Below are 22738 nucleotides of genomic sequence, written 5' to 3'. Positions count from 1 at the left end.
TCAACGGCTCCGGACAAATCAGATCAATGGCTCCGGACAAAATGCGCAGGCATGGCTGTCAAGTTGCTGGGTGGCAGCGCTGTCAGCGACTCACTGATAGTGCCCGCATTTTCCAGCAGTTGCAAGGCCAGGCGCTGGAGGTCCTGAGGGTTCTGTGTGGCGATGGTGGTCGTGCGGACCGGGCCGCCCAGGTGGCGTTCCGCGCAGTCCTGCAAGGTCATCAGCGCATGCTGGGTCTTGCGCCGTTCTGCGGGCGTGGTGCCGCGCAGCAAAGCCGCCACCATACAGGGCAGTCCTGTGTGCACCGCGATCTGTTTGAGGCTCTTGTAACTGGTCAGCACACCAGCCGAGCCGTCGCCCATCACCACCAGCGGTACGGTGGCGGTGTGCGTCAGCAGCGGCCCCAGCGTGGCCGCAGGCGCGTGCAGCACGATCAGCCCGTAGGTTCGGAAATAGGGCAGCAGACAGGGCAGGGGTGCGGTCTCGTTGCGGCTGGCCTCGCGGCTGATGCGCTGCAGGCCTTTGGCTGCGGGAATCACTGCCAGCGATGAGGCCATGGCCCCCATGTTGAGGCTGACGCCCTCGTTCCACGGCGCTTGTTGCAGCAGGTGCAGCAAACCCGGGTACTCATCCGTCTCCTGCGCTGTGCCGTCGAGCACCACGACCGGGTAGCCCAGGCGCTGCAGGCTGGCGCAGATCTGCCAGAGCGTCTCCAGCCCGGTGCCCGCGTTGTCCTGGCTGGCAACAGCCACCACGCGCAGCTCTGACTGCGGAGTGAAGCTGTGCAGGCCGGCTGCCTGGTGAAAACCGATATCAAGCATCGACCAGCCCCCGTTCGTTCATGGTGTCGGGCGAATGCGAGAAGAAGAAATTCAGGTCGGTCGCCTTGGGGTCGAAGGCCGACTTGGCAGGCGCGCGCATGGAGGTGCTGATGAGCTTGTGCGCATCGGCACGTTCCCAGTCTTCCGGCACACGCTGGCCGTTGGTCACGCCGCGCAGCACCATCTGGTGGCGGATCAGTGCGTCGATGGCGGGGCCAAGCTTCACGGCCTCGTCCACCTTGGACAGGATGGCTTGCTGGGAACCTTCGGTCTTGAATGCAGTGAGCACGTCATCGAGCGTGTCGCCATGGCAGCCCGCGTTGAGCACCAGCAGGCGGTTGACGTGGGGCAGATCCAGCACGTCCAGCATGTCGCGCTTGCGCGGGTCGCGGGGGGCCACGCCGGTGGTGTCGATCAGCACCATTTTCTTGCCGCTGAGCAGGCCCAGCAGGTCTTGCAGCGCGGCGCGGTCGTGCGCCAGATGGGCCACGATGCCCAGCATGCGGCCGTAGCTGCGCAGCTGCTCGTGCGCGCCCACGCGGTAGGTGTCCAGCGTGATCAGGCCCACGCTCCCCGGGCCATGGATGCGCGCACACAGCGCGGCCAGCTTGGCCGTGGTCGTGGTCTTGCCCACGCCGGTGGAGCCCACCATCGCGAAGATGCCGCCTTGCTCATACAGCGGAGGCTCGGCCAGGTCGGTCTTGAGGTTGCGCTCCAGCACTTCCATCAGCCAGCGCACCGACTCGGCGGCCGACAGGTCTTCCGGCATGCGCTCGAGCACGGCGCGGGCCAAAGATGGAGAGTAGCCTGCACGGATCATCTTGAGCATGAGGTTGGACTGGATCGGGTTCTGGCGCGCCTGGCCCAGCCAGGCCATGGTGTTAAAGCGGTCTTCGATCAACTCCCTCATGGCATGGAGTTCATTCATCACGCTTTGCTGGTTGTTGTTCGACTGGGCCAGGTGGGCGCTGGCGGCTTCCTGCCGGCGGCGTGGAGGCTCCGGTGGAATGTCCATGGGGATGCTGCGCAGCGGGTTGTGGCGCACCACGGCGGGTGCTGGCATGCGTTCGCGCTCGGGCTCCTGGTCGCGGCTGCGCTCCGACAAGGTTTGTGGTTCGGCCGGGCCGTTGAGCGCCTCGTGGCGGCGGCGCAGCATGCGCTCGCGCACGTAGTCCTGGAACGACAGCGTGCTCATCGCCAGCTGCTCGGTGTCTTCCTCGACTGCGTTGCGGCCCAGGGTGCTGACTGCGGCGGCCTGGCTGGCGCGCTGGGGGGCGCTGCGCGCTGGTGTGGGGGCCAGCAAGGGCGGGTTGCTGGAAGCGCCTGCACTTCCATCCAGGGCCGACAGCGTGTCTTCGGCCGTGGCCACAACCTCGACGCCGTTGGCCGTGGGGCGGTTGGACAGGATGAGGGTGCCCTCTCCAAAGGCCATGCGCGCCTTGGCCAATGCCTCGCGGGAGGTGGGGGCGGTAAAGCGTTTGATGTTCATGCTGATGCACCTCTAAGGATCGGCCCAATGCGGATGGTGTGGGTCTCTGGAATTTCACTGTGCGCAAGCACCTGCAGCCGGGGCGCCACACGGCGCACCAGGCGGGAGATGGCGTTGCGGATCTGGTCGGGAACCAGCAGGCAGGCGGGCAGGCCCATCTCTTCCTGCTTGAGGGCCACCTCGGCGGCCTTTTGCGTGAGGATGTCGGCCACGCCGGGGTCCAGAGCCGGTCCTGCTGCGTTGCCCAGGGCTTGCACCAGCAGGCGTTCCAGGCCCGGCTCGATGGCAATGACGTTGAGTTCGCGGGTGGGGCCGTAGATCTGCTGGACGATGGCGGGCGACAGCGCAATGCGCACGCGGCGGGCCAGCTCGACCGGGTCTGTGATGCCACCAGCGTGCTCGGCCAGCGTTTCGATGATGGTCCGGATATCGCGGATGTGCACAGACTCTTCCAGCAGCAGCTGGAGGACCTTCTGGAACGTTGCGATGGAGACCATTTTGGGGACCACTTCTTCGATGAGCTTGGGGGCCAGCTTGGCCACGTGCTCCACCAGTTGCTGGGTTTCTGTGCGACTGAGAAGCTTGGCGGCTTGCACTTGCATCAAGTGTGACAAATGGGTGGCCATCACGGTTTCGGAATCAACGACGGTAAAACCCGCCATTTGTGCGGCTTCCTTCTGCCGTTCGTCGATCCAGTGGGCTGGCAGGCCAAAAGCGGGGTCGGTGGTGGGCGTGCCGATCAGGGGCGTGGTGATACCGCCGGGGTTGATGGCCAGGAACATGCCGGGGAAGGCTTCGCCTTCGCCCACCACCACGCCACGCAGCGTGATGCGGTAGCCGCTGGGCTTGAGTTCGAGGTTGTCGCGCACATGCACGGCGGGCGGCAAGAAGCCCACTTCTTGCGCAAACTTGCGGCGCACGCCCTTGATGCGGGTGAGCAGGTCGCCCTGGCGGCTCTTGTCCACCAGGCTGATCAGGCGGTAGCCCAGCTCCAGGCCCAGCAGGTCTATGGGTTGCAGGTCGTCCCAGGTGGCTTCGCCATCGCTGACCGGGGCGGGCGGTGCTTCGACTTCGGGCGGCACTTTCTGGCGTTCGTACAGCACCCAGGCGGCGTAGCCCAAGAGGCCGCCCATGGTCAGGAACACCATGTGGGGCATGCCGGGGATCACGCCCAGCAGCAGCAGGATGCCGGCGGTCACGCCCAGCACGCGGGGCGACATGAAGAGCTGCTGCACGATCTGGCGGCCCATGTCGTGGTCCTTGCCCACGCGCGAGATCACCATGGCCGCAGCCACCGAGATCAGCAGCCCGGGAATCTGTGCCACCAGCGCATCACCAATGGCCAGCAGGATGTAGCTATCAGCCGCCTGCTTGGCCGAGAGGTCGTGCTGCAAAACCCCGATGGCAAAGCCACCGATGATGTTGATGAGCAAAATCAGGATGCCTGCGACCGCATCGCCGCGCACGAACTTGGAGGCACCGTCCATGGAGCCAAAGAAGTTGGCTTCTTCCGCCACTTCGGCGCGGCGGCGCTTGGCTTCCTTTTCGTCGATCAGTCCGGCATTCAGGTCGGCGTCCACGGCCATCTGCTTGCCGGGCATGGCGTCCAGGGTAAAGCGTGCCGACACTTCGGCAATGCGCTCGGCGCCCTTGGTGATCACCACAAAGTTGATCACCACCAGGATGGCGAACACGATCAGGCCGACGGCGAAGTTGCCGCCGATCAAGAAGTGGCCGAAGGCCTCGATCACCGCACCGGCGGCGCCGGGGCCGGTGTGGCCTTCGAGCAGCACCACGCGCGTGGAGGCCACGTTCAGCGACAGGCGCATCAGGGTGGTCAGCAGCAGCACCGAGGGGAAGGCTGCGAAATCGAGCGGCCGCAGCATGTAGGCCGCCACCATCATCACCATCAGGGCCACGGCGATGTTGAGCGTGAAAAACGCGTCGAGCAGCCAGGGCGGGATGGGCAACACCATGAGCGCCAAGATCGCCACCACCAGCAGTGGTGCCGACAGGCCCTGCAGGGCGCCTGCATTGGTGCCCGCCCATTGTCGAAGAGACGTTACGGAGGTGTTCATACGGCGGCGCCTTGCACGGGAGTGCGGTTCAGCGGATCAAGTTCAGGCGGAACGAAGGGCTCCACCAGGCTGTCGGGCATGCGGCCTTCGCCACGCAGGGCGGCCTTGAGGCGGTAGACATAGGCCAGCACCTGGGCCACGGCGGTGTAGAGCGTGGCGGGAATGGCCTGGTCCAGTTCGGCATGCGCATACAACGCCCGGGCCAGCATGGGCGACTGCAGCACGGGCACGTCGTGCGCCTTGGCCACGTCGCGGATCTTGAGCGCGATGAGGTCGGTGCCGCGCGATATCACTTGGGGGGCACTCATGGTCTTTTCGTCGTACTTGAGTGCCACCGCATAGTGGGTGGGGTTCATCACCACGAAATCGGCCTTGGGAACTGCGCCCACGCTGGCGCGGTCGGCAATCTCGCGCTGCTTCTGGCGGATGCGGCCCTTGGTGTGGGGGTTGCCGTCGGATTCCTTGTGCTCTTGCTTGACTTCCTCGTGCGACATCTTCAGGCGCGACTTGAAGAAGTAGGCCTGCAGCGGCACGTCCACCAGCGCGGCCAGGAACACGACCAGCAGCAGCAGGCTCATGCCCGAAGTCAGCCAGTCAGCCAGCTGGCGAATGGCCATGGGGGAGGGCTGCAGCACCAGCATGGCCACGGTGTCGATGCTGTTGCCCATGAACTTCCAGGCCACATAGCTCAGGATCGCGGTCATCAGCACCATCTTGGCCACGTTGGCCATCTGCTGCTTAGAGAACAGGTTGGCCAGGCCCGAGATCGGGTTGAGCCGGTTGAACTGCGGCGTGATGGGCTTGAGGCTCAGGATCCAGCCGCCAGCGCCAATGGCGCTGATCAGGGCGGCGGCGCTGGTGAGGATGGCAAACACTGCACTGGCCACCAGGCCCACCACCACCATGTCCTGCAAACGCTTGAGCATGGTGCCTGGCGCCATGACGGTGGCGGCGTCAAACGCCAGTTGCTGGCTCATGGCCCGCTGCATTTGGTCCATCAGCTGGGGCGCCAGCACCAGCAGGCAGGCGGCCCCGGCACCCAGAATCGCCAGGTGGGAGAGATCGCGCGAGCGTGCTCCCTGGCCGTCTTCGCGCGTTTTCTGCAGCTTGCGCTCTGACGCGGGTAGGCTTTTTTCTTGGCTGGATTCCATGGTGGCATGACGGCTGGTGTCATGCCATTGTCGTGAGCAGCCCGGAAATCTAAAGCTGGATAAGGGGGCTGCAGCCCCCTCTTTTCCATGCGGGCCAAAGGGGCCTTGCCTGCGTGGCATCACCCAACAAAGGGTGGGTGGAGCCGGGATGGAATGCTAAAAAAGATAGCTGCTAGCGCTTTGTGGACAAGCGCCAGCAGCTATTTTGACCGCAAAAAGCCCCGGACGGGCTCAGAACCCGAGGCTGGCCAGCAGGTCGTCCACCTGGGACTGGTCGGTGACCACGTCGGGGGTGTGCTCGGGGTCCACCACGGGGCCCTGCAGATGCTGAGGGCGGGGTGGCTCGACGGGCACCTGCGCGTTGGGTGGGGCCGTTTGAATCAACAGCTGGACCAGCTGGTCTTCAATGGTGGCTGCCAGGTTAACCACGCGGGCAATCACCTGCCCCGTGAGGTCGTGAAAGTCCTGCGCCATCATGATTTCGGTGAGGTGCGTGTCGGCTTCCTTGGTCACGCGCTCCACATCGGTCAGGAAGTTGAAGATCTCGCCCTTGGCCACGGCCGCCACCGGGTCGGCCACCAGCGAGTTGACGACCCGGCGCGTCTCGGCCGCGATGTAGTCATGCTGGGCTTTGGCCTGTTCAACGCGGTTGAGCACCTTCTCGGCCGCTTCACCCGTCAACCGCGCGATGTAGGACAGGCGGCTTTGCGCGTCGGGCAGTTCGCCCATGGAGCCGCGCAGCTTGTCGGCATAGCCCAGTTCGTTGAGCGAATCGTGCAGCTGGCGCGTCAGCTGGCCAATCTTGTGGTGTACATCGGCAGGCGGCTGGCTGTTGTCCGGTGTGTCGTCCATGGTGTCATAGCCCCATCTTTTTCAGGATCAAGGTCACTTTTTCTTCCAGCGTGGCCTTGGTGAAGGGTTTGACGATGTAACCCGCTGCGCCACCCTGGGCGGCTGCCACGATGTCTTCCTTGCGGGCTTCGGCTGTGACCATGAGGACGGGCAAGTGCTTGAGCTTGTCGTCCTTCTTGATTTCAGCCAGCAGCTGAAAACCGTTCATGTTGGGCATGTTGATGTCCGTCACCACGAAGTCGAACTTGCTGTTGCGCAGCTTGTTCAGGGCGGCCACGCCATCTTCGGCCTCGTCGGCATCGGCAAAGCCGCTTTCCTTGAGCAGATTGCGCACGATGCGCCGCATGGTGGAGAAGTCGTCAACGATCAAAAAACGAAGGGCTGTGGTCACTTGGGACCCTTTCGGTCGAGAATTACTGTGGGCATTGTCATGGGTGGCAGGTTTGGTGACAAGTCGTAACTGTTACCTGCTTGGGGGGGGATTTTCCCGCTTTTCATTCAGCAGTTCTGTGGAAGTGATTTCGGGAATCCCTTTGCCCATGAGTCGTTCTTCGGCCTCGCGGGTCAGCACCGTGATGGTGATGCGCCGGTTGGCGGGTGCGCGCGGGTTGTTTGGCTCCAGCAGATCGCTGGCCGCCAAGCCCACCACACGTCCCAGTTTAGCGTCTGGCATGCCGGCCGACACCAACTCGCGGCGTGAGGCATTGGCGCGGTCGGCCGACAGCTCCCAGTTGCTGTAGCCACGGTCGCTGTTTCCGTAAGGCACGGCGTCGGTGTGCCCGGCCAGGCTGATGCGGTTTTCCACCCCGCCCAGCGCTGCCCCGATCTCGCGCAGGATGTCGCGCATGTAGGGTTTCACCAACGCGCTGCCGCTGTCGAACATCGGGCGGTTCTGGTCGTCAATGATCTGGATCTGCAGGCCGTCGGGGGTGATGTCGATGCGGATCTGCGACTTGTATTCGTTCAGGCGCGGGTTTTCAGTGATGAGCGCGTCGATCTTGGCCTCCAGGGCCTTGATGCGGTCTAGGTCCTGCTTGGCGCGCTCGGCGCGGGCGGCATCAATGCTCATGCGGCGCTGCTTGGCCTCTTCCACGTCAGAGCGCCGCACTTGTCCGTGCACCTTCGAGAGATCGTTGCCCCCGCCCGGAATCACACTGGAGCTGTTGCCCGCGCCGTCGCCGCCAGTCATTGCCACCTTGAGCGGCGACGCGAAATACGCGGCGATCCCCTGCAGTTCGCCCTTGGCCGTGGAGCCCAGCAGCCACATCAGCAGGAAGAACGCCATCATCGCCGTCACGAAGTCGGCATAAGCGATCTTCCAGGCGCCACCATGCACCGCATGGCCGCCTTTCTTGATGCGCTTGATGATGATGGGCTGGAGTTTTTTTTCTGCCATGGCGTTTGGGGTTTCGCGGCGCGGACGTCGCTACTTCTTGCCTTTCACATGCCCCTCCAGCTCGGTAAAGCTGGGGCGGACGCTGGAGAAAAGCACCTTGCGGCCAAATTCGATGGCCGTGGCGGGGTTGTAGCCCTGCATGCTGGCCAGCAGGGTGGACTTGATGCACTGCAATTCCTTGGCGGCATCCTCCGTCTTTTGCTCGACCAGGCCGCCCAGGGGCTCCACCACGCCATAAGCCAGCAAGATCCCGAGGAACGTGCCCACCAGCGCCGAGCCGATCATGCCGCCCAGCACCGAGGGCGGCTGGCCCACCGAGCCCATGGTGTTCACCACGCCCAGCACGGCGGCCACGATCCCGAAGGCAGGCAGGGCACCGGCCAGGCGGGCCAGCGCGGCCACGGGGGCGTGGGCTTCCTGGTGGTGGGTGTCGATCTCGCTGTCCATCAGCGCTTCGATCTCGTGGGAGTTGAGGTTGCCCGACACCATCATGCGCAGGTAGTCGGTGGTGAACTCGATCACATGGTGGTCGCTGCCCACGGTGGGGTATTTCTTGAAGATCTCGGACTCGTGGGGCGCTTCCACATCCTTTTCGATGGCCATCAGCCCTTCCTTGCGGGCCTTTTGCAGGATGTCATAGAGCATGGCCATCAGCTCCATGTAACGGGCCTTGGTGTACTTGGAGCCCTTGAGTGCCATCGGAATGGCCGCCAGGGTGGCCTTGATCACCTTGGGTTGGTTGTTCACCACGAAGGCGCCCAGTGCGCCGCCCAGAATGGTGACGATCTCGAAGGGCAGGGCCTTCAGGATCACACTGATGTTTCCCCCGTGCACGATGTACACGCCGAAGATGCAGCCTAGGCAGACAACGTAACCAATGATGACGAACATGCTGTAGACGTGTTGGGCGGCAGCCGGGGCTAAACAAGTGGGCGGGCGGAGCCGCTGGCAACGCGGCTTACCGAAGGTTACTGTAAATGTATCGGATTGATGAGTGTGGAATGCACTCAAGAGCGCCATCAACACAGGCCTTCTTCGGGAAATGGCGCCAGCGCCACACCTTTGCCTCTTTTGCCGGAGTTTTGACGGTTGTCCTGGGGCGCGGATTATGTAAAAAAGCCTCTGTCGCTTGGTGGTAGAAGGTTTGTTGCTATATAAAATATAGCGATATTCCAATTGTTTGCACCCCTCTCCATCGGCGCGCGGTGCCAATCCCTGCATTTGGCCCGTATTTCCACAGTGACAGGGCCTTTTGGCGGCGCAGGGGCTGCACTATGCTGCGGGCATGAAAGCCGTACTGCTCGCGGGGGGGCTGGGAACCCGCATCTCGGAAGAGTCGCACCTGCGTCCCAAGCCCATGATCGAGATCGGTGGGCGGCCCATCCTTTGGCACATCATGAAGATGTACGCCGCCCATGGCGTCAACGATTTCATCATCTGCCTGGGCTACCGAGGCTACGTGATCAAGGAATATTTCGCCAACTACTTCCTGCACATGTCGGACGTGACCTTTGACATGGCCAACAACCGCATGGAAGTGCACCACCGCCACGCCGAGCCTTGGCGCGTGACGCTGGTGGACACCGGCGAAAGCACCATGACGGGCGGGCGCCTGCGCAGGGTGCAGGAATACCTGCCCGAAGGCGAGCCCTTCTGCTTTACCTATGGCGACGGCGTGGCCGACCTGGACATGACCGCGCAGTTTGCCTTCCACCGCGCCCATGGCCGCCAGGCCACGGTGACGGCCGTGCAGCCCCCGGGGCGCTACGGCGCGCTGGTGCGTGACGGCGAGACCGTGGCCGGGTTCGAGGAAAAACCGCGTGGCGACGGCGGCTGGATCAACGGCGGCTTTTTTGTGCTGCAGCCCGAGGTCATCGACTACATCGACGGCGACGCCACCAGCTGGGAGCTGGAACCCATGGCCCGCCTGGCCACCAGCGGCCAGCTGCGCGCCTTTGAACACACGGGCTTTTGGCAGCCGATGGACACGCTGCGCGAGAAGAACCTGCTCGAAGACCTGTGGCAATCGGGCCGCGCACCCTGGAAGTGCTGGTAACCCCGATGCGCCCTGATCCCGACTTCTGGCGCGGCAAACGCGTGTTGATCACCGGCCACACCGGCTTCAAAGGTGCCTGGCTGGCCCTGTGGCTGCAGCGCCTGGGCGCGCAGGTGACCGGCGTGGCGCTGCCGCCCGCCACTGAGCCCAATCTCTTCACCCTGGCCCAGCTGGGGCAGGCGAGCCAGGCCATGGAGAGCCATTTCTGCGACATCCGCAGCCCCCAGGCCCTGGCCATGCGCGTGCGCGCCGCCCGGCCCGAGGTCGTGCTGCACTTGGCCGCGCAGGCGCTGGTGCGGCCCGGCTATGCAGCGCCGCTGGATACCTTTTCCACCAACGTGATGGGCACGGCGCATTTGCTCGATGCCCTGCGCGGGCTGGCTGGCGTGCGCGTGGCCGTGGTGGTCACCACCGACAAGGTCTACCGCAACCGCGAATGGGCCTACCCCTACCGCGAGGACGACCCCCTGGGCGGGCACGACCCCTACAGCGCCAGCAAGGCCGCCACCGAGCTGGTCACCGCCAGCTACCGCGATTCTTTCCTGGCCGCACAGGGCATCGCCGTGGCCACCGCCCGCGCGGGCAACGTGATCGGCGGCGGCGACTGGGCCCAAGACCGCCTGCTGCCCGACGCCGTGCGCGCCTGGGAAAAGGGTGCAACCTTGCACATACGCCGCCCCCAGGCCACGCGCCCCTGGCAGCATGTGCTGGAGCCGCTGGCCGCCTACCTGCGTCTGGCCCAGCGCCTGTGGGAATCTCCCGCCTTGGCCGGTGCCTACAACTTTGGCCCGCTGCCCCACGAGGCGGCCACGGTCAAAAATGTCATTGAATTGGCCTCCACCGCCTATCCAGCAAGCGCTACCAGCTATGAAAACGAGAGCGAAGGCCCGCACGAAGCCGGCTGGCTCGCGCTCGAAACCGCCCATGCCCGCCAGGTGCTGGGCGTGGCCCCGCACTGGTCGCTGAATACCGCTGTGGCCCGCACCATGAACTGGTACCGCCAGCAACACGGCGGCGCCGACGCCCGCGCGCTGTGCCTGGCCGACATCGACGCCTGGGAGGCGCGCCCATGAGCCGACTGGCCCTGGCGCCGCTGCCGCTGGCGGGGCTGTTTCGCGTGATGCGCCAGCCCCTGGTGGACGAGCGTGGCTTTTTTACCCGCATGTTTTGCGCCGACGAACTGGCAGGTGCTGGCTGGACAGCCCCCATCGCCCAAGTCAACCAGAGCTACACAGCCCTCCACGGCACCGTGCGCGGCATGCACTACCAAAAGCCGCCACACGCCGAGATGAAGCTGGTGACCTGCCTGCGCGGCGAGGTCTGGGACGTGGCCGTGGACCTGCGCCAGGGCTCTCCCACCTTTTTACAGTGGCATGCCGAGCATTTATCCGCAGACAACGGCAACGCGCTGCTCATCCCCCCTGGTTTTGCCCACGGCTTCCAGGCGCTGACCGACCATGCCGAGCTGCTGTATTGCCACTCTGCGGCCTATGCGCCTGCCGCCGAAGCGGGCCTGAACCCGCTGGACCCGCGCCTGGCCGTGGCTTGGCCCCTGCCGGTGGGGCAAATGTCGCCGCGCGACGCAGGCCAGCCCGGGATGACCGAAGAATTCGAAGGAGTGCGCCTGTGAAGTGCCGACACTGCGGCAGCCCGCTGCAACTGCCGTTCCTGGACCTGGGCAGCGCGCCCCCGTCCAATGCCTACCTGAGCGAGGCCGCGTTGCGCGCGCCCGAAACCTGGTTCCCCCTGCGCCTCTTGGTGTGCGAAACCTGCTGGCTGGTGCAGACCGAAGACCACGCCGGGCGCGAGGCGCTGTTCACCGACGACTACGCGTATTTCAGTTCGTTCTCCTCGTCGTGGCTGGCCCATGCCCAGGCCTATGTCGAGGCGATGCGCGAGCGCCTGGGCCTCACCGCCGCCAGCCGCGTGGTAGAGGTCGCGTCGAACGATGGCTATCTGCTGCAGTACGTGCAGGCGGCTTGCATTCCTTGCTACGGCGTGGAGCCCACGGCCAGCACGGCGGCCGCAGCCCGCGCCAAGGGCATTGAGGTGGTGGATCGGTTCTTTGGCGTGGCGCTGGCCGACGAGCTGGCCGCCGCCGACCGCCAGGCCGACCTGATCGCCGCCAACAACGTGCTGGCCCATGTGCCCGACATCAACGACTTTGTGGGCGGCTTCACGCGGCTGCTCAAGCCCCATGGCGTGGCGACGTTCGAGTTTCCGCACCTGCTGCGCATGGTGGAGGGGTGCCAGTTCGACACGGCGTACCACGAGCACTACTCGTATTTGTCGCTCACGGCGGTGCAGCGCATTTTTGCGGCCAACGGCCTGGTGGTGATCGATGTGCAGGAGCTGCCCACCCACGGTGGCAGCCTGCGGGTGTTTGCCGCCCGCGCCGACGCTCTCGGCCACCCTCAGGCCACGACCGAAGGCGCCGCCCGCGTACAGCAACTGCTGGCCAACGAGGCAGCGGCGGGCATGCTGGGCGCAGGTTTTTACAGCGATTTTCAGGCCCAGGCCATACGGGTCAAGCGCGAGCTGCTCATATTTTTGCTCCAATGCCAGGCCGACGGCATCACCGTGGGCGCCTACGGCGCGGCCGCCAAGGGCAACACCCTGCTCAATTTTGCGGGCGTGCGGCCCGACCTGCTGCCCTACGTGGTGGACAAGAACCCCGCCAAGCAGGGCCAGTACCTGCCGGGCAGCCACATCCCCGTGGTGAGCGAGGCGCACCTGCGCGCCCACAAGCCGCAGCGCATCCTGATCCTGCCCTGGAACCTGCGCAGCGAGGTGGCCGAGCAACTCGACTACACGCGCAGCTGGGGCGCGCAGATGGTGGTGGCCGTGCCGCGCCTGGAGGTGTTCTAGGTGATCGAGCTGCACCCCACTGCCAAGGTTTCGCACCTGGCCGACATCGAAGACTCGGTGCGCGGCACGCGCATCGTGGTGGGCGCACATTCGGTGATCGACAGCTTCGTCAAGGTCAAGCCTGCGGGCGGCAGCGGCGACCTGGTGGTGGGCGAACATGTGGTCATCAACGCGGGCTGCGTGCTCTACACCGGCAACGGCATCCACATCGGTAATTACGTGGCGATTGCCGCCAACTGCACCTTTGCGCCGGTCAACCATGCCTATGCCGAACGTGGCCGGTTGATCCGCGAGCAGGGCTTTCTGCCCAGCAAGGGTGGCATCGTGATTGAGGACGACGTATGGATCGGCGCCAACTGCGTGCTGCTCGACGGCGCCGTGCTGCGGCGCGGCTGCGTGGTGGGCGCAGGCTCCATCGTGCGCGGGGAGCTGCTGGCGTACACCGTGTATGCGGGCCAACCGCTGGCGGCCGTGGGGGAGCGCCGGTGACGGACCTGCCCCCTTCGACGTTTACGGTGCTGGGCGCCACGGGCTACATCGGCAGCCGCTTGGTGGCGCACCTGCGGGCCCAGGGCCACACCGTGTGGGCGCCACCGCGCGGCGATGCCGAGGTGTTCACCCGCGCGCTGGGCCATGTGATCTATTGCGTGGGGCTCACCGCCGACTTCCGCACGCGCCCGTTCGACACCGTGGACGCCCATGTGGGCCTGCTGGCCGAGGTGCTGCGGCGCGCGCAGTTCGACTCGCTGCTGTACCTGTCATCCACCCGCGTCTACATGGGGGCGGCCTCCACGCACGAGGACGCCCCGCTGTCCGTGCTGCCGGGTGACCCGTCATGCCTGTACAACCTGACCAAGCTCACCGGCGAATCGCTGTGCCATGCCTGCGGGCGCCCCGGGGTGCGCGTGGCGCGCCTGTCCAACGTGGTCGGGCCGGACATGGACGCTGCCTCCGGCAACCTAGTGGCCGATCTGGTGCGCCAGGCGCAGGGCGGCCACATCGTGCTGCGCTCTGATCCGCAGTCCGCCAAGGACTATGTGCATGTGGACGACCTGCTGGACTGGCTGCCGCGCATTGCGCTGGCGGGCCGCGCTGCCACCTACAACGTGGCCAGCGGCCGACAGACCCTGCACGCCCAGTGGCTGGCCTGGTTGCAGGCGCGCACGGGCTGCACCGTGGAGGTGGATGCCCAGGCCCCGCTGCAGGCGTTTCCCCCTATCAACGTGCAACGCCTGCGGGGTGAATGGGGTGTGGCACCCCGCGCCGTGCTGGCCGATGACCTTTTGCTGAACGACGCTTCCGTTGTGACCGATCCTGTTGGAGTAACCCCGCCATGAACCCCGTTGACCAATTTGCCCAGGAACGCCGCGACCGCCTTGCGGGCTATGCCCAGGACGCCGCGTTCCAGACCCTGTCGCGCGACTGGCTGCAGGCCTCGATGCAGCGGCAGTACGTCTACAACTTCGACTGGATGGGCCGGCCCATCATCCAGTACCCGCAGGACATGGTGGCGATGCAGGAGCTGGTGTGGCGCGTGCGGCCGGACCTCATCATCGAGACCGGCATCGCGCACGGTGGCTCACTGGTGCTCAGCGCCTCGCTGCTGGCGCTGCTGGACATGAGCGACGCCATCGAGGCGGGCACCACGATGGACCCGCGCGCCTCGCGCCGCAAGGTGCTGGGCGTGGACATCGACATCCGCGCGCACAACCGCGCCGCCATCGAAGCCCACCCCATGGCCAGCCGCATCGCCATGGTCCAGGGCTCGGCCGTGGCGCCCGACGTGGTGCAGCAGGTGCGCGACTTTGCGAAGGGCTACCAGCGCGTGCTGGTGTGCCTGGATTCCATGCACACCCACGACCATGTGCTGGGCGAGCTCAACGCTTACGCGCCCCTGGTGACGCCCGGCAGCTACTGCGTGGTGTTCGACACCTTTGTGGAAGACATGCCGCCCAAGTTCTTTGCCGACCGCCCCTGGGACGTGGGCAACAACCCCAAGACGGCCGTGCACCATTGGCTGGCCGGGCACGCCGAGTTCGAAGTGGATGCCGAGATGGAGCAGCGCCTGCAGGTCACGGTGGCACCGCACGGGTTTCTGCGACGCAAGGGGTGATGGGCGCAGAAAATATGGGGAAAAATGCCGCCTTGCGCTCGGTGGTTATGTGTTTGTTGCTATATTGTTTATAGCGTTTGATGCGGCGCAGCCCTGTCCCTGTAACTGAGCGCCAAGGCGTCAGGGCATCACGCAGCGGGGCTCGCCCCCATGTCCAGGCCCATCGCCTGCGTGGCGTGCCGTAGGTAGGTCACGGCAAATTCGGTGTGGCCGTGGGCGTGTTCCACCTCGGCCAGGCAGGCCAGGGCCACCGGGTCGTGGGGCATGGCGCTGAGCACGGTTTCGGCCAGCTCGGTCACGGCGATCCAGTGGCGGTCCTTGAGGGCCGGGCCCGCGCTGGTGTCTGCGCCGGTGGCGGGTGTGGGCGGCGGGGCGGCCTTGGCCTTGTCCACCAGATCCTGCAGGCGCTGGTGCGCCTCGTGCAGGCTCACACGCTGGCCTGGCTTCAGGCCCACGCCAGGCACGGGTGGCTGGGTCCAGGCCTTGGGCAGCTGGGGCAGCCAGTCCTGGATCGCCTGGGCCTGCGCGGCGGGATCGTCCGGGTGTTCGGCCCGGGCCAGCCACTGTAGCCACATCACGCGCAGGCCTTCGGCAAAGTGGTGGTTGAAGATGTCCTCGCGCATCAGTGCAGAGGCCTCCACCTCGGCGCGCAGCCCCTGCCGCAGGGTGTTCAGCGCCTGTGTGTCGGCCGCCAGGCTGGTGGCGATGCGCACATAGTCCTCGGGCGTTTCGGCCAGCCATTCGGTGCGGCCCAGGTAGGCCAGCAGGCCCACGCCCATGCGGCTCTTGAAGCTTTCGCCCACCATCGACACGATGGGCAGGCCCATCCACAGCACGTCAAATGTGGTGGTGCCGCCCGTTAGCGGGAAGGGGTCGAGCGCGATGTCGATGCGGTGGTAGGTCAGGTACTGGTTGTCGGTGCGCTGCGCCACCAGGTCTACCTGCGCCGGCGGCAGGCCCAGGCGCTCGCAGCGCTGGCGGTAGGCGTTGGCAAAGTCCGGCCGGTCCAGGTTCTTGCCCTCTATGAGCAGGCGCGAACCCGGCACCGCAGCCAGTACCTGGCCCCACAGGGCCAGCACCTCGTCGGTCAGCTTGCCCAGGTTGTTGCACGAGCCGAAGGTGATGAAACCGTTGGCGAGCCCGGGCGTGGGGCGCACCTGGTAGCGCGGCTGGTAGCGCCACAGCGGGTTGCGGCTCATGGGGCGGTAGCACGCGAACAGCGTGGGCAAGCGGTAGAGCTGCTCGGTGTACTGCGCCTCTGCGCCGGGCGGGTCGGTGATTTCGTCGGTGAACTTGTAGTCCACGGCCGTGAGCCCGGTGGTGGCCGGGAACCCCAGCCAGGACACCTGCACCGGGGCCGCCTTGTGGGCCAGCGTCAGCAGGCCGTTGTTGCCGGTGTGGCCCGCCAGGTCGATCAGGATGTCGATGCCCTGCGCGCGAATGGCCTCGGCCTGCTGCTGCGGGCTGAAACCGGCCAGGGGCACAAAATGGTCGGCATGGCGCTGTACGCGCTCGGTGACGTGATCGTCCCGCGGGAACAGATAGAAAGCGAAAACCTCAAACTGCCGCCGATCCAGTTGCGCCAGCAGACCCTCCACAAAGTACATCACCGAGTGCACCCGGAAGTCGGGGGAGAGGAAGCCGATCTTCAGGCGTCGCCATGGCGAGCCCCGATGCTCCTGGAAATCGGGCCACTCTGGGCGCAGCGGCGGCTCGAACACAGCGCCGTACTGCCGTGCGGCCGCCGACAGCTGCGCGGCGTCCACCTGGGGATCGGCCAGCATGAACAACAGCTTGTTGGTGTAGTTGCCAGGGTCGTTGTAGCGCAGGGCGATGGCTGTCTCGCAGTCCTTGACAGCCTCGCGCACCTGGCCCAGCTCGCGCCGGTGGATGGCGCTTTGCATGAGTGCGGCGACGCGGTCGTGCAGTGTCTCGGCCAGGGCGGCGGCCCTCTGGCTGGCGTCAAAACCTTTGTCGTGTTGCGTCAGCAGGTAGCAGCATTCGGCCAGCTTGATCCAGCCAATGGCCTGCTGGGGGCGCAGTTCGCACACTTTTTCCAGCAGGGGCAGGGCGTCGATATTGCGTGCTTGCTCAATGAGCACGTTGGCATAGTTGACGAGTAGCTCGGCGTCTTCAGGCCAGTACACATAGGCCTGTCGGTAAGCCTTGAGGGCGGCATCGAACTCGCGCTGCTTGTTCAGTGAGAAGCCCAGCAGCCGATGCGCGCTGAGGTGGCGACTGTTCTTGCGCAGGACCTGGCGGCACAAGCGGGTGAGAAGGGGCCAGTCGGAGGCAGCAAGTGCGGCCTGCAGGCGGGACGCGTCCTGGTCGGTGTGTTTGGTGTGCACGGTGGCGCCGATCTACGAGCAAAGGAGCGGGATGTGCAGGCAGTGTGCCATGTACAAAGGGGCCCGATGGGCCCCTTTGGTGTTGCTGTTTCACTGCGCAGCGTGTGGTTTGGTCAGGTTACTTGAGCAGAGACAGCACGCCCTGCGGGATCTGGTTGGCCTGGGCCACCATCGCCGTACCGGCCTGTTGCAGGATCTGGGCACGCGACAGGTTGGCTGTTTCGGCCGCGAAGTCTGCGTCCTGGATGCGCGAACGCGATGCGGACAGGTTCTCAGACGTGATCTGCAAGCTGGAGATGCTGGTTTCGAAGCGCGATTGCAGGGCGCCGAGCTTGGCGCGTTCACCGTTGATGAAGGCCAGGGCCGAATCTACGGTCTTGAGCGCGTCGGTGGCGTTGGTGAAGGTGGTCACGTCCAGGTTGGCCACGGTGTGCAGCGAGGAGCCACCGTTGTCCAACTGGTTGCTGGCCGAGGTCACGGCGAAGGACTTTTCGGAGTCCAGCGTGATGTAACCGCCCGTGTTGATGAACTCCACGTTGGCGTCGGCCGCGAGCGTCTGGGTCGCGCCGTTGCTGGCACCTGCCGCGTCATAGCCGGTGACGGTCACCGCACCCGCGTTGGCGTTCACCGTGTCGCCGATCACGATGTTGTTGCCGGTGGCGTTGGTCAGGATGATCTGCGTGCCGTCGGAGTTGAGCGAGGCATTGATGCCGGTTTTGGCCGCTTGTTCATTGATGGCCGACACGGCAGGGGAGAGGCGGTCGGTCCCCGTGCCTGCGACCAGCGTGAATGAAATGGTGCGGGGACTGCCGATGTTGTCACCTTCCAGCGTCAACGAATAGGACCCGGCCGCCGCCATGCCACCCAGGTGCACTTCGGTGCGGGCTGTGGCGGTCACGCCAGTGGTGGCCTGCAGGGCATTGATCTGGTCGGCGGTGGCTTTGGCGGTAGCACTTGCAGCCACCGTCAGGGTGCCGGTGCCCAGGTAGCCGCTGACGGCTACCGAGCCGGTGGTCACACCGTTGGTGCCTGCGGTGGCTTGGGTGGCCGATGCGCCAATGCCCGAGCCGTTGGAGGCGACGTTCTGGTTGTTGCCGTACACGCTGGTACGCAGGTTGGCTGTGGCCGCCACGATGGTCTGGTTGGCGTTGGCACCCACTTGGAACTGCTGCGTACCAAAGGTGCCGTCCAGCAACTTCTGACCGTTGAATTCGGTGGTTTGCGAAATCCGGTCCAGTTCAGCTACCAATTGGCCGACTTCCTGCTGCAGGGCCTGGCGGTCCCCAGCGCTGTTGGAGGCATTGGCCGACTGCACCGCCAGTTCACGGACCCGCTGCAAAATGTTGCCAGCCGACCCCATTGCACCTTCAGCCACCTGCGCCAGAGAAATCCCGTCGTTCGCATTGCGAACAGCCTGGTTCAGGCCGCGGATCTGGCTGGTGAAGCGCTCGGAAATCGCCAGGCCGGCGGCGTCGTCCTTGGCGCTATTGATACGCAAGCCGGACGACAGGCGCTGGATGGCTGTATTCAGCGACATCTGGCTGGTGCCCAGGTTGCGCTGGGCGGTCAGCGAGCTGATGTTGGTATTGATGGTTGCTGCCATGGCGAAACTCCTTAACGTCGCTAGACGGATCTGTTTGCCGGTTCAAGCGCACCCGTCCGGCTGTCAATGGGGGAACGATGGATGAATTGTGGAGACGCTGCTTTTGGGCGTTTAGGAGATAAGCGGCAAAAAAGTCGTACAACTTGTGCGTTTGCCCCTCAAGTTTTCCGGCGGCGACCCGAAAACAATTGCAACGGTCCGTAAGCGGCCCGCCGTTCACCAGATGGCCTGCAGCGCTGGGAACCCAGGAGGCCAGCGCGGTGCTGGCGCCCCGGCTGGCGGCAACGCCATATTCAGTCAGTTCTTTTCTGGAGATTTGCAATGGCTTCCACCATCAATACCAACATCGCCTCGCTCACCGCCCAACGCAACCTGGGCATGAGTCAGACTTCTCTCAATACGTCCATTCAGCGCCTGTCCTCTGGCTTGCGTATCAATAGCGCCAAGGATGACGCTGCTGGCTTGGCGATTTCCGAGCGCTTCACCAGCCAGATCCGCGGCCTGAACCAGGCTGTTCGCAATGCGAACGACGGGATCTCCCTGGCACAAACCGCTGAAGGCGCCCTGAAGGCTTCTGGCGACATCCTGCAGCGTGTGCGTGAACTGGCTGTGCAATCGGCCAACGCCTCCAACAGCGCTGGCGACCGCCAGGCCCTGCAACAGGAAGTGGGACAGCTGGTGTCCGAACTGGACCGTATCTCGCAAACCACGGAATTCAACGGCTCCAAGCTGCTCGATGGCAGTTTCGGCACACAGCAGTTCCAAGTGGGTGCCAACGCCAACCAGACCATCGTGGCTGCCACGGGCAATCTGCGCACCAGCGTCTACGGCAACAACCAGAACGTCGCCTCCAACGGCTCGGGCATTGGCGCATCGGCTACCCAAGCGACCGCAGGCACCAACGGTGTGACCACAGGTACCGTGGCCATCAGCGGTGCTCTGGGCACCGGCACGCTGACTGTGGCTGCTAGCGCCACGGCCAAGGCTACGGCCGACCAGATCAATGCCCTGAAGGCAGATACCGGTGTGACAGCCACGGCCCGTACCGAAGTGCGTCTGGGTGGTATGTCGGCTGTCGGCTCTTACTCGCTGACGCTGGAAGGTGACAACGTCGGCGCGGCACGTACAGTGTCTTTCACGCTGACCTCCGCCACAGGCACGGACCGCCTGTCGGCCGCTGTGTCCGCCATCAACGACCAGTCTGCCAAGACCGGTATCAATGCTTCTCTGAGCTCTGACGGCAGCCAGATCGTTCTGACCAATGCCACGGGTAACAACATCGTGGTGGGCGATACAGCCAACGCCAACGCGGCGAACGTGACGGTCACCGGTTACGACGCAGCTGGCGCGGCCAACGGCGGCACGACGACGCTGAGCTCTGCTGCCGCAACGGTGGAAAACGTGAACACCGGTGGCTACATTACGCTGGACTCGGAAAAGTCTTTCGCAATCACTTCAACCAGCAACCAGCTGGACAACGGTGGCTCTGCCCTGCAAACCGTGGCCAACCTGGATGTGACCACGTTCAGCAACGCGACCAACGCCCTGAAGACGGTGGACTCTGCGCTGGCCTTCATCAACGGTGAGCGTGCCAAGCTCGGTGCTCTGCAATCGCGCTTTGAAACGTCGATCAGCAACCTGCAAGTGACGTCGGAAAACCTTTCTTCCTCGCGTTCGCGTATTCTGGATGCCGACTTCGCCGCAGAAACGGCCAACCTGTCGCGTGCCCAGATCCTGCAACAGGCCGGTACGGCAATGGTGGCCCAGGCCAACCAGCTGCCCCAAGGTGTGTTGGCCCTGCTGCGTTAAGCGGCGGGCATGGCAGTCAGGGCGTTGCAGCGCCCTGGTGGACCCCAGGCGGCGGCAGATTTCTGTCGCCGCCCTTTGGCTTTTTGGAAGGCGGGTGCCAGGACCGCTGGATAAGACGGGTTTCCTGGCGTGTTTACGGACGTTCTTGATCGCCGTTCGGCGCCATAATTTCCGTTGGACCAGTTCAGGAGGTTTGTATGGCAACCATTTCATCCCCAGGCGTCGGCACGAACGGACTTGATGTCAAGAGCATCATTTCCCAGTTGGTCACCCTGGAAAAGAGGCCCCTGGACACGCTGAAATTACAAGCGGCCACGGTCAATACCAAGATTTCTGCCTTTGGACAGATCAAGTCGCTGGTGTCCACGCTGCAGGATGCAGCGGGCAAGCTCACCAGCGTGACCGGTTGGAATGGCGTGGCTACCACGTCGTCCGACTCCAAATTTGTTTCCGCCACCGCCGTAGGGGGCACGCTTCCCACCACGTTCAGTGTCGAGGTCCAGAGCCTTGCCAAGGCGCAGGCCACTGCGTCCGCCGCTTTGCTGCCCGTGGGTGGTGCGCTCGGATCCGGTACGCTGCGCCTCGAACTGGGCAAGTGGAGTGTTGCACCCGCGTCGTTCACACCTGGCAGCGGTCAGCCCGTAGATATCACTATCAGTGCGAGCGACAAGCTGTCGGACGTGGCCAGCAAGATCAATGGTGCCAATGCAGGGGTAACGGCGTCTGTACTCAGTGATGCGTCGGGCGAGCGCTTGCTGCTGCGCAGCAAGAGCACCGGCGAGGAGTTCGGGTTTCGCCTGAGTGTGATGGAGGACGGCGACACCGACCCGCAGAGCGCGGGCAACACCGACGCAACAGGCTTGTCCCGCCTCGTCAACGGTGCCACGGTCACGCAGGCTGCCGCCGATGCCAAGGCCACGGTCAACGGGATCGCGGTGTCTTCAGCCACCAATACGTTTGCCTCCACGATTTCGGGCGTGACTTTCAAGGCCGAGCAAGTGACGACGGCTCCCATTGATATCACTGTGAGCAAGGACAACTCCGCGATCCAGTCCAACATTGATGGATTCGTGAAGGCCTACAACGCCATCAACCAGTTGCTGCAGGACGCCACCAAGTACGACGCCGCTACCAAGTCGGCCGGTTTGCTGCAAGGTGACTCGACGGCCGTAGCGCTGCAAAACTCCCTGCGCAATGCCATCCAGTCGGTCACTACAGGGGGCGGTGCTTTCCAGCGGTTGGCGGACATTGGCATTACCCAGCAGCTGGGCGGAGACCTGGCGGTTGATTCCTCCAAGCTCACCAAGGCGCTGTCCGAGAACCCCGACGACGTGAAAAACCTGTTCCGCAATACCGGCGGCGGCGCTGCCGATGGCATTGCCGTCCAGCTGAAGGCGTTGACCACCAACCTGCTCTCCAACGACGGGTTCTTCAAATCCAAGGATGCCACCCTGCAGCTGAGCCTCAAGCGCAACAGCCAGGACCAGACGCGGGTGAATGAGAAGGTCGAGGCATTTGAAAAGCGCATCACACAGCGGTATAACGCACTCGATACCCAGCTGAGCAGCCTCAATGGCCTGAACGCGTATATCTCACAGCAGGTCACTGCCTGGAACAAATCGACTGGTTAATCAGGGGCTTCAGTTTTTCTGGCACATGCCGATAACTTAAGTAATACCTCGGAAGGATTGTCAGCATGTTCAGCGCCTACAGCCCCCGTGCAGCCAACGCTTACCAGCGTATCAATGTGGAAACCAGCATGCACACGATGGACCAGCACCAGCTGGTCAGCCTGCTGTATGAAGGTGTCCTCAATGCCATCGCCACGGCACGTGGCGCCCTGGCACGTGGTGATGTGCTGGCCAAAGTCAATGCCATCTCCAAGGCCGTGCGCATTCTGGAGGAGGGCCTGAGCACCTCGCTCGACAAAGTCGATGGGGGCGAACTGGCCGAAAACCTGGGTGCGCTGTACGACTACTGCATGCGCCGCCTGATCTTGGCCAACGCCCGCAACGACGACGCCATCATGCAAGAAGTCATGCGCCTGATCGAGCCCGTGGCCCAAGGCTGGAACGAAATCAAGAAAACCGGCACCGCGGCTTCGTCCGATGCGCCCGCCGCCACTGGCCAGCCTGTGCTGGTGGAGGCATAACC

The 22738-nt window shown here is 64.5% G+C and carries 20 protein-coding genes; 10 read left to right on the top strand and 10 right to left on the bottom strand.

Going from position 1 to position 22738, the window contains the following annotated elements; translation table 11 throughout:
* Positions 1–23 precede the first annotated feature (23 nt).
* The 8 genes from KW832_RS21630 to motA form a co-directional block, all read right to left on the bottom strand.
* Positions 24–821, bottom strand: coding sequence for a hypothetical protein (locus tag KW832_RS21630; protein ID WP_218301572.1), 798 nt, complete (start codon positions 819–821; stop codon positions 24–26).
* On the bottom strand, positions 814–2310 hold the full coding sequence (flhF, locus tag KW832_RS21625) for a flagellar biosynthesis protein FlhF (RefSeq protein WP_218301573.1): 1497 nt from the start codon (positions 2308–2310) through the stop codon (positions 814–816). The genes KW832_RS21630 and flhF overlap by 8 nt, the downstream gene beginning before the upstream one ends.
* Complete coding sequence (gene flhA / locus KW832_RS21620) at positions 2307–4388, bottom strand: flagellar biosynthesis protein FlhA (RefSeq protein ID WP_121421290.1); 2082 nt, start codon at positions 4386–4388, stop codon at positions 2307–2309. Before flhA ends, flhF begins: the two co-directional genes overlap by 4 nt.
* A complete protein-coding gene (locus KW832_RS21615) occupies positions 4385–5539 on the bottom strand; it encodes a flagellar biosynthesis protein FlhB (protein ID WP_218301574.1) in 1155 nt (384 codons plus the stop codon). Before KW832_RS21615 ends, flhA begins: the two co-directional genes overlap by 4 nt.
* A 231-nt stretch (positions 5540–5770) precedes the next feature.
* Entirely contained in the window at positions 5771–6391 is a 621-nt protein-coding gene (locus KW832_RS21610; protein WP_055398299.1) for a protein phosphatase CheZ, read from the bottom strand.
* A 4-nt stretch (positions 6392–6395) separates the two neighbouring features.
* Complete coding sequence (gene cheY / locus KW832_RS21605) at positions 6396–6782, bottom strand: chemotaxis response regulator CheY (RefSeq protein WP_010466076.1); 387 nt, start codon at positions 6780–6782, stop codon at positions 6396–6398.
* 72 nt (positions 6783–6854) lie between these two features.
* Positions 6855–7787 carry a flagellar motor protein MotB gene (motB, locus tag KW832_RS21600; protein ID WP_055398298.1) on the bottom strand — a complete coding sequence of 311 codons (933 nt, stop codon included), beginning with the start codon at positions 7785–7787 and terminating at the stop codon, positions 6855–6857.
* A 30-nt stretch (positions 7788–7817) separates the two neighbouring features.
* Positions 7818–8678 (bottom strand): flagellar motor stator protein MotA, encoded by an 861-nt coding sequence (gene motA / locus KW832_RS21595; protein ID WP_055398297.1) that lies wholly within the window; start codon positions 8676–8678, stop codon positions 7818–7820.
* A 394-nt stretch (positions 8679–9072) separates the two neighbouring features.
* On the opposite strand from motA, the gene rfbF reads away from it, so the two are divergent.
* Genes rfbF through KW832_RS21560 form a run of 7 tightly spaced genes read left to right on the top strand, consistent with a single transcriptional unit; the run spans position 9073 to position 14824 of the window.
* A complete protein-coding gene (gene rfbF / locus KW832_RS21590) occupies positions 9073–9843 on the top strand; it encodes a glucose-1-phosphate cytidylyltransferase (protein ID WP_218301575.1) in 771 nt (256 codons plus the stop codon).
* Between the two features lie 5 nt (positions 9844–9848).
* Positions 9849–10916 carry a CDP-glucose 4,6-dehydratase gene (gene rfbG, locus KW832_RS21585; RefSeq protein ID WP_218301576.1) on the top strand — a complete coding sequence of 356 codons (1068 nt, stop codon included), beginning with the start codon at positions 9849–9851 and terminating at the stop codon, positions 10914–10916.
* Positions 10913–11473 (top strand): dTDP-4-dehydrorhamnose 3,5-epimerase family protein, encoded by a 561-nt coding sequence (locus KW832_RS21580; RefSeq protein WP_218301577.1) that lies wholly within the window; start codon positions 10913–10915, stop codon positions 11471–11473. Before rfbG ends, KW832_RS21580 begins: the two co-directional genes overlap by 4 nt.
* Entirely contained in the window at positions 11470–12711 is a 1242-nt protein-coding gene (locus KW832_RS21575; protein WP_218301578.1) for a class I SAM-dependent methyltransferase, read from the top strand. Before KW832_RS21580 ends, KW832_RS21575 begins: the two co-directional genes overlap by 4 nt.
* The gene (locus KW832_RS21570; RefSeq protein ID WP_176887155.1) at positions 12712–13200 is read left to right on the top strand and encodes a DapH/DapD/GlmU-related protein; all 489 of its coding nucleotides are present in this window, start codon (positions 12712–12714) and stop codon (positions 13198–13200) included. It abuts the gene before it with no gap.
* The gene (locus KW832_RS21565; RefSeq protein WP_218301579.1) at positions 13197–14048 is read left to right on the top strand and encodes an NAD(P)-dependent oxidoreductase; all 852 of its coding nucleotides are present in this window, start codon (positions 13197–13199) and stop codon (positions 14046–14048) included. Before KW832_RS21570 ends, KW832_RS21565 begins: the two co-directional genes overlap by 4 nt.
* Positions 14045–14824, top strand: a complete 780-nt coding sequence (locus KW832_RS21560) for a cephalosporin hydroxylase family protein (RefSeq protein ID WP_218301580.1) — start codon at positions 14045–14047, stop codon at positions 14822–14824. Before KW832_RS21565 ends, KW832_RS21560 begins: the two co-directional genes overlap by 4 nt.
* A 128-nt stretch (positions 14825–14952) precedes the next feature.
* Here the strand turns inward: KW832_RS21560 and KW832_RS21555 are convergent, their stop codons facing one another.
* Both KW832_RS21555 and KW832_RS21550 read right to left on the bottom strand, forming a co-directional pair.
* The gene (locus KW832_RS21555; protein WP_218301581.1) at positions 14953–17172 is read right to left on the bottom strand and encodes an acetylglucosamine transferase; all 2220 of its coding nucleotides are present in this window, start codon (positions 17170–17172) and stop codon (positions 14953–14955) included.
* A 118-nt stretch (positions 17173–17290) separates the two neighbouring features.
* A complete protein-coding gene (locus KW832_RS21550) occupies positions 17291–18775 on the bottom strand; it encodes a flagellin (RefSeq protein ID WP_218301582.1) in 1485 nt (494 codons plus the stop codon).
* 321 nt (positions 18776–19096) lie between these two features.
* On the opposite strand from KW832_RS21550, the gene KW832_RS21545 reads away from it, so the two are divergent.
* The 3 genes from KW832_RS21545 to fliS all read left to right on the top strand — a co-directional run bounded on the left by KW832_RS21545 (position 19097) and on the right by fliS (position 22736).
* Entirely contained in the window at positions 19097–20584 is a 1488-nt protein-coding gene (locus KW832_RS21545; RefSeq protein WP_218301583.1) for a flagellin, read from the top strand.
* A gap of 197 nt (positions 20585–20781) precedes the next feature.
* Entirely contained in the window at positions 20782–22215 is a 1434-nt protein-coding gene (gene fliD, locus KW832_RS21540; RefSeq protein WP_218301584.1) for a flagellar filament capping protein FliD, read from the top strand.
* Between the two features lie 65 nt (positions 22216–22280).
* Positions 22281–22736 (top strand): flagellar export chaperone FliS, encoded by a 456-nt coding sequence (gene fliS, locus KW832_RS21535; protein WP_055398289.1) that lies wholly within the window; start codon positions 22281–22283, stop codon positions 22734–22736.
* The last annotated feature ends 2 nt before the right edge of the window (positions 22737–22738 follow it).

Source organism: Acidovorax sp. sif0632, from assembly GCF_019218805.1.
In the GTDB taxonomy this organism is placed as follows: Bacteria; Pseudomonadota; Gammaproteobacteria; order Burkholderiales; family Burkholderiaceae_C; genus Acidovorax; species Acidovorax facilis.
The sequence above is the reverse complement of the archived record's forward strand: the minus strand, read 5'-3'. Positions and strand labels throughout refer to the sequence as shown.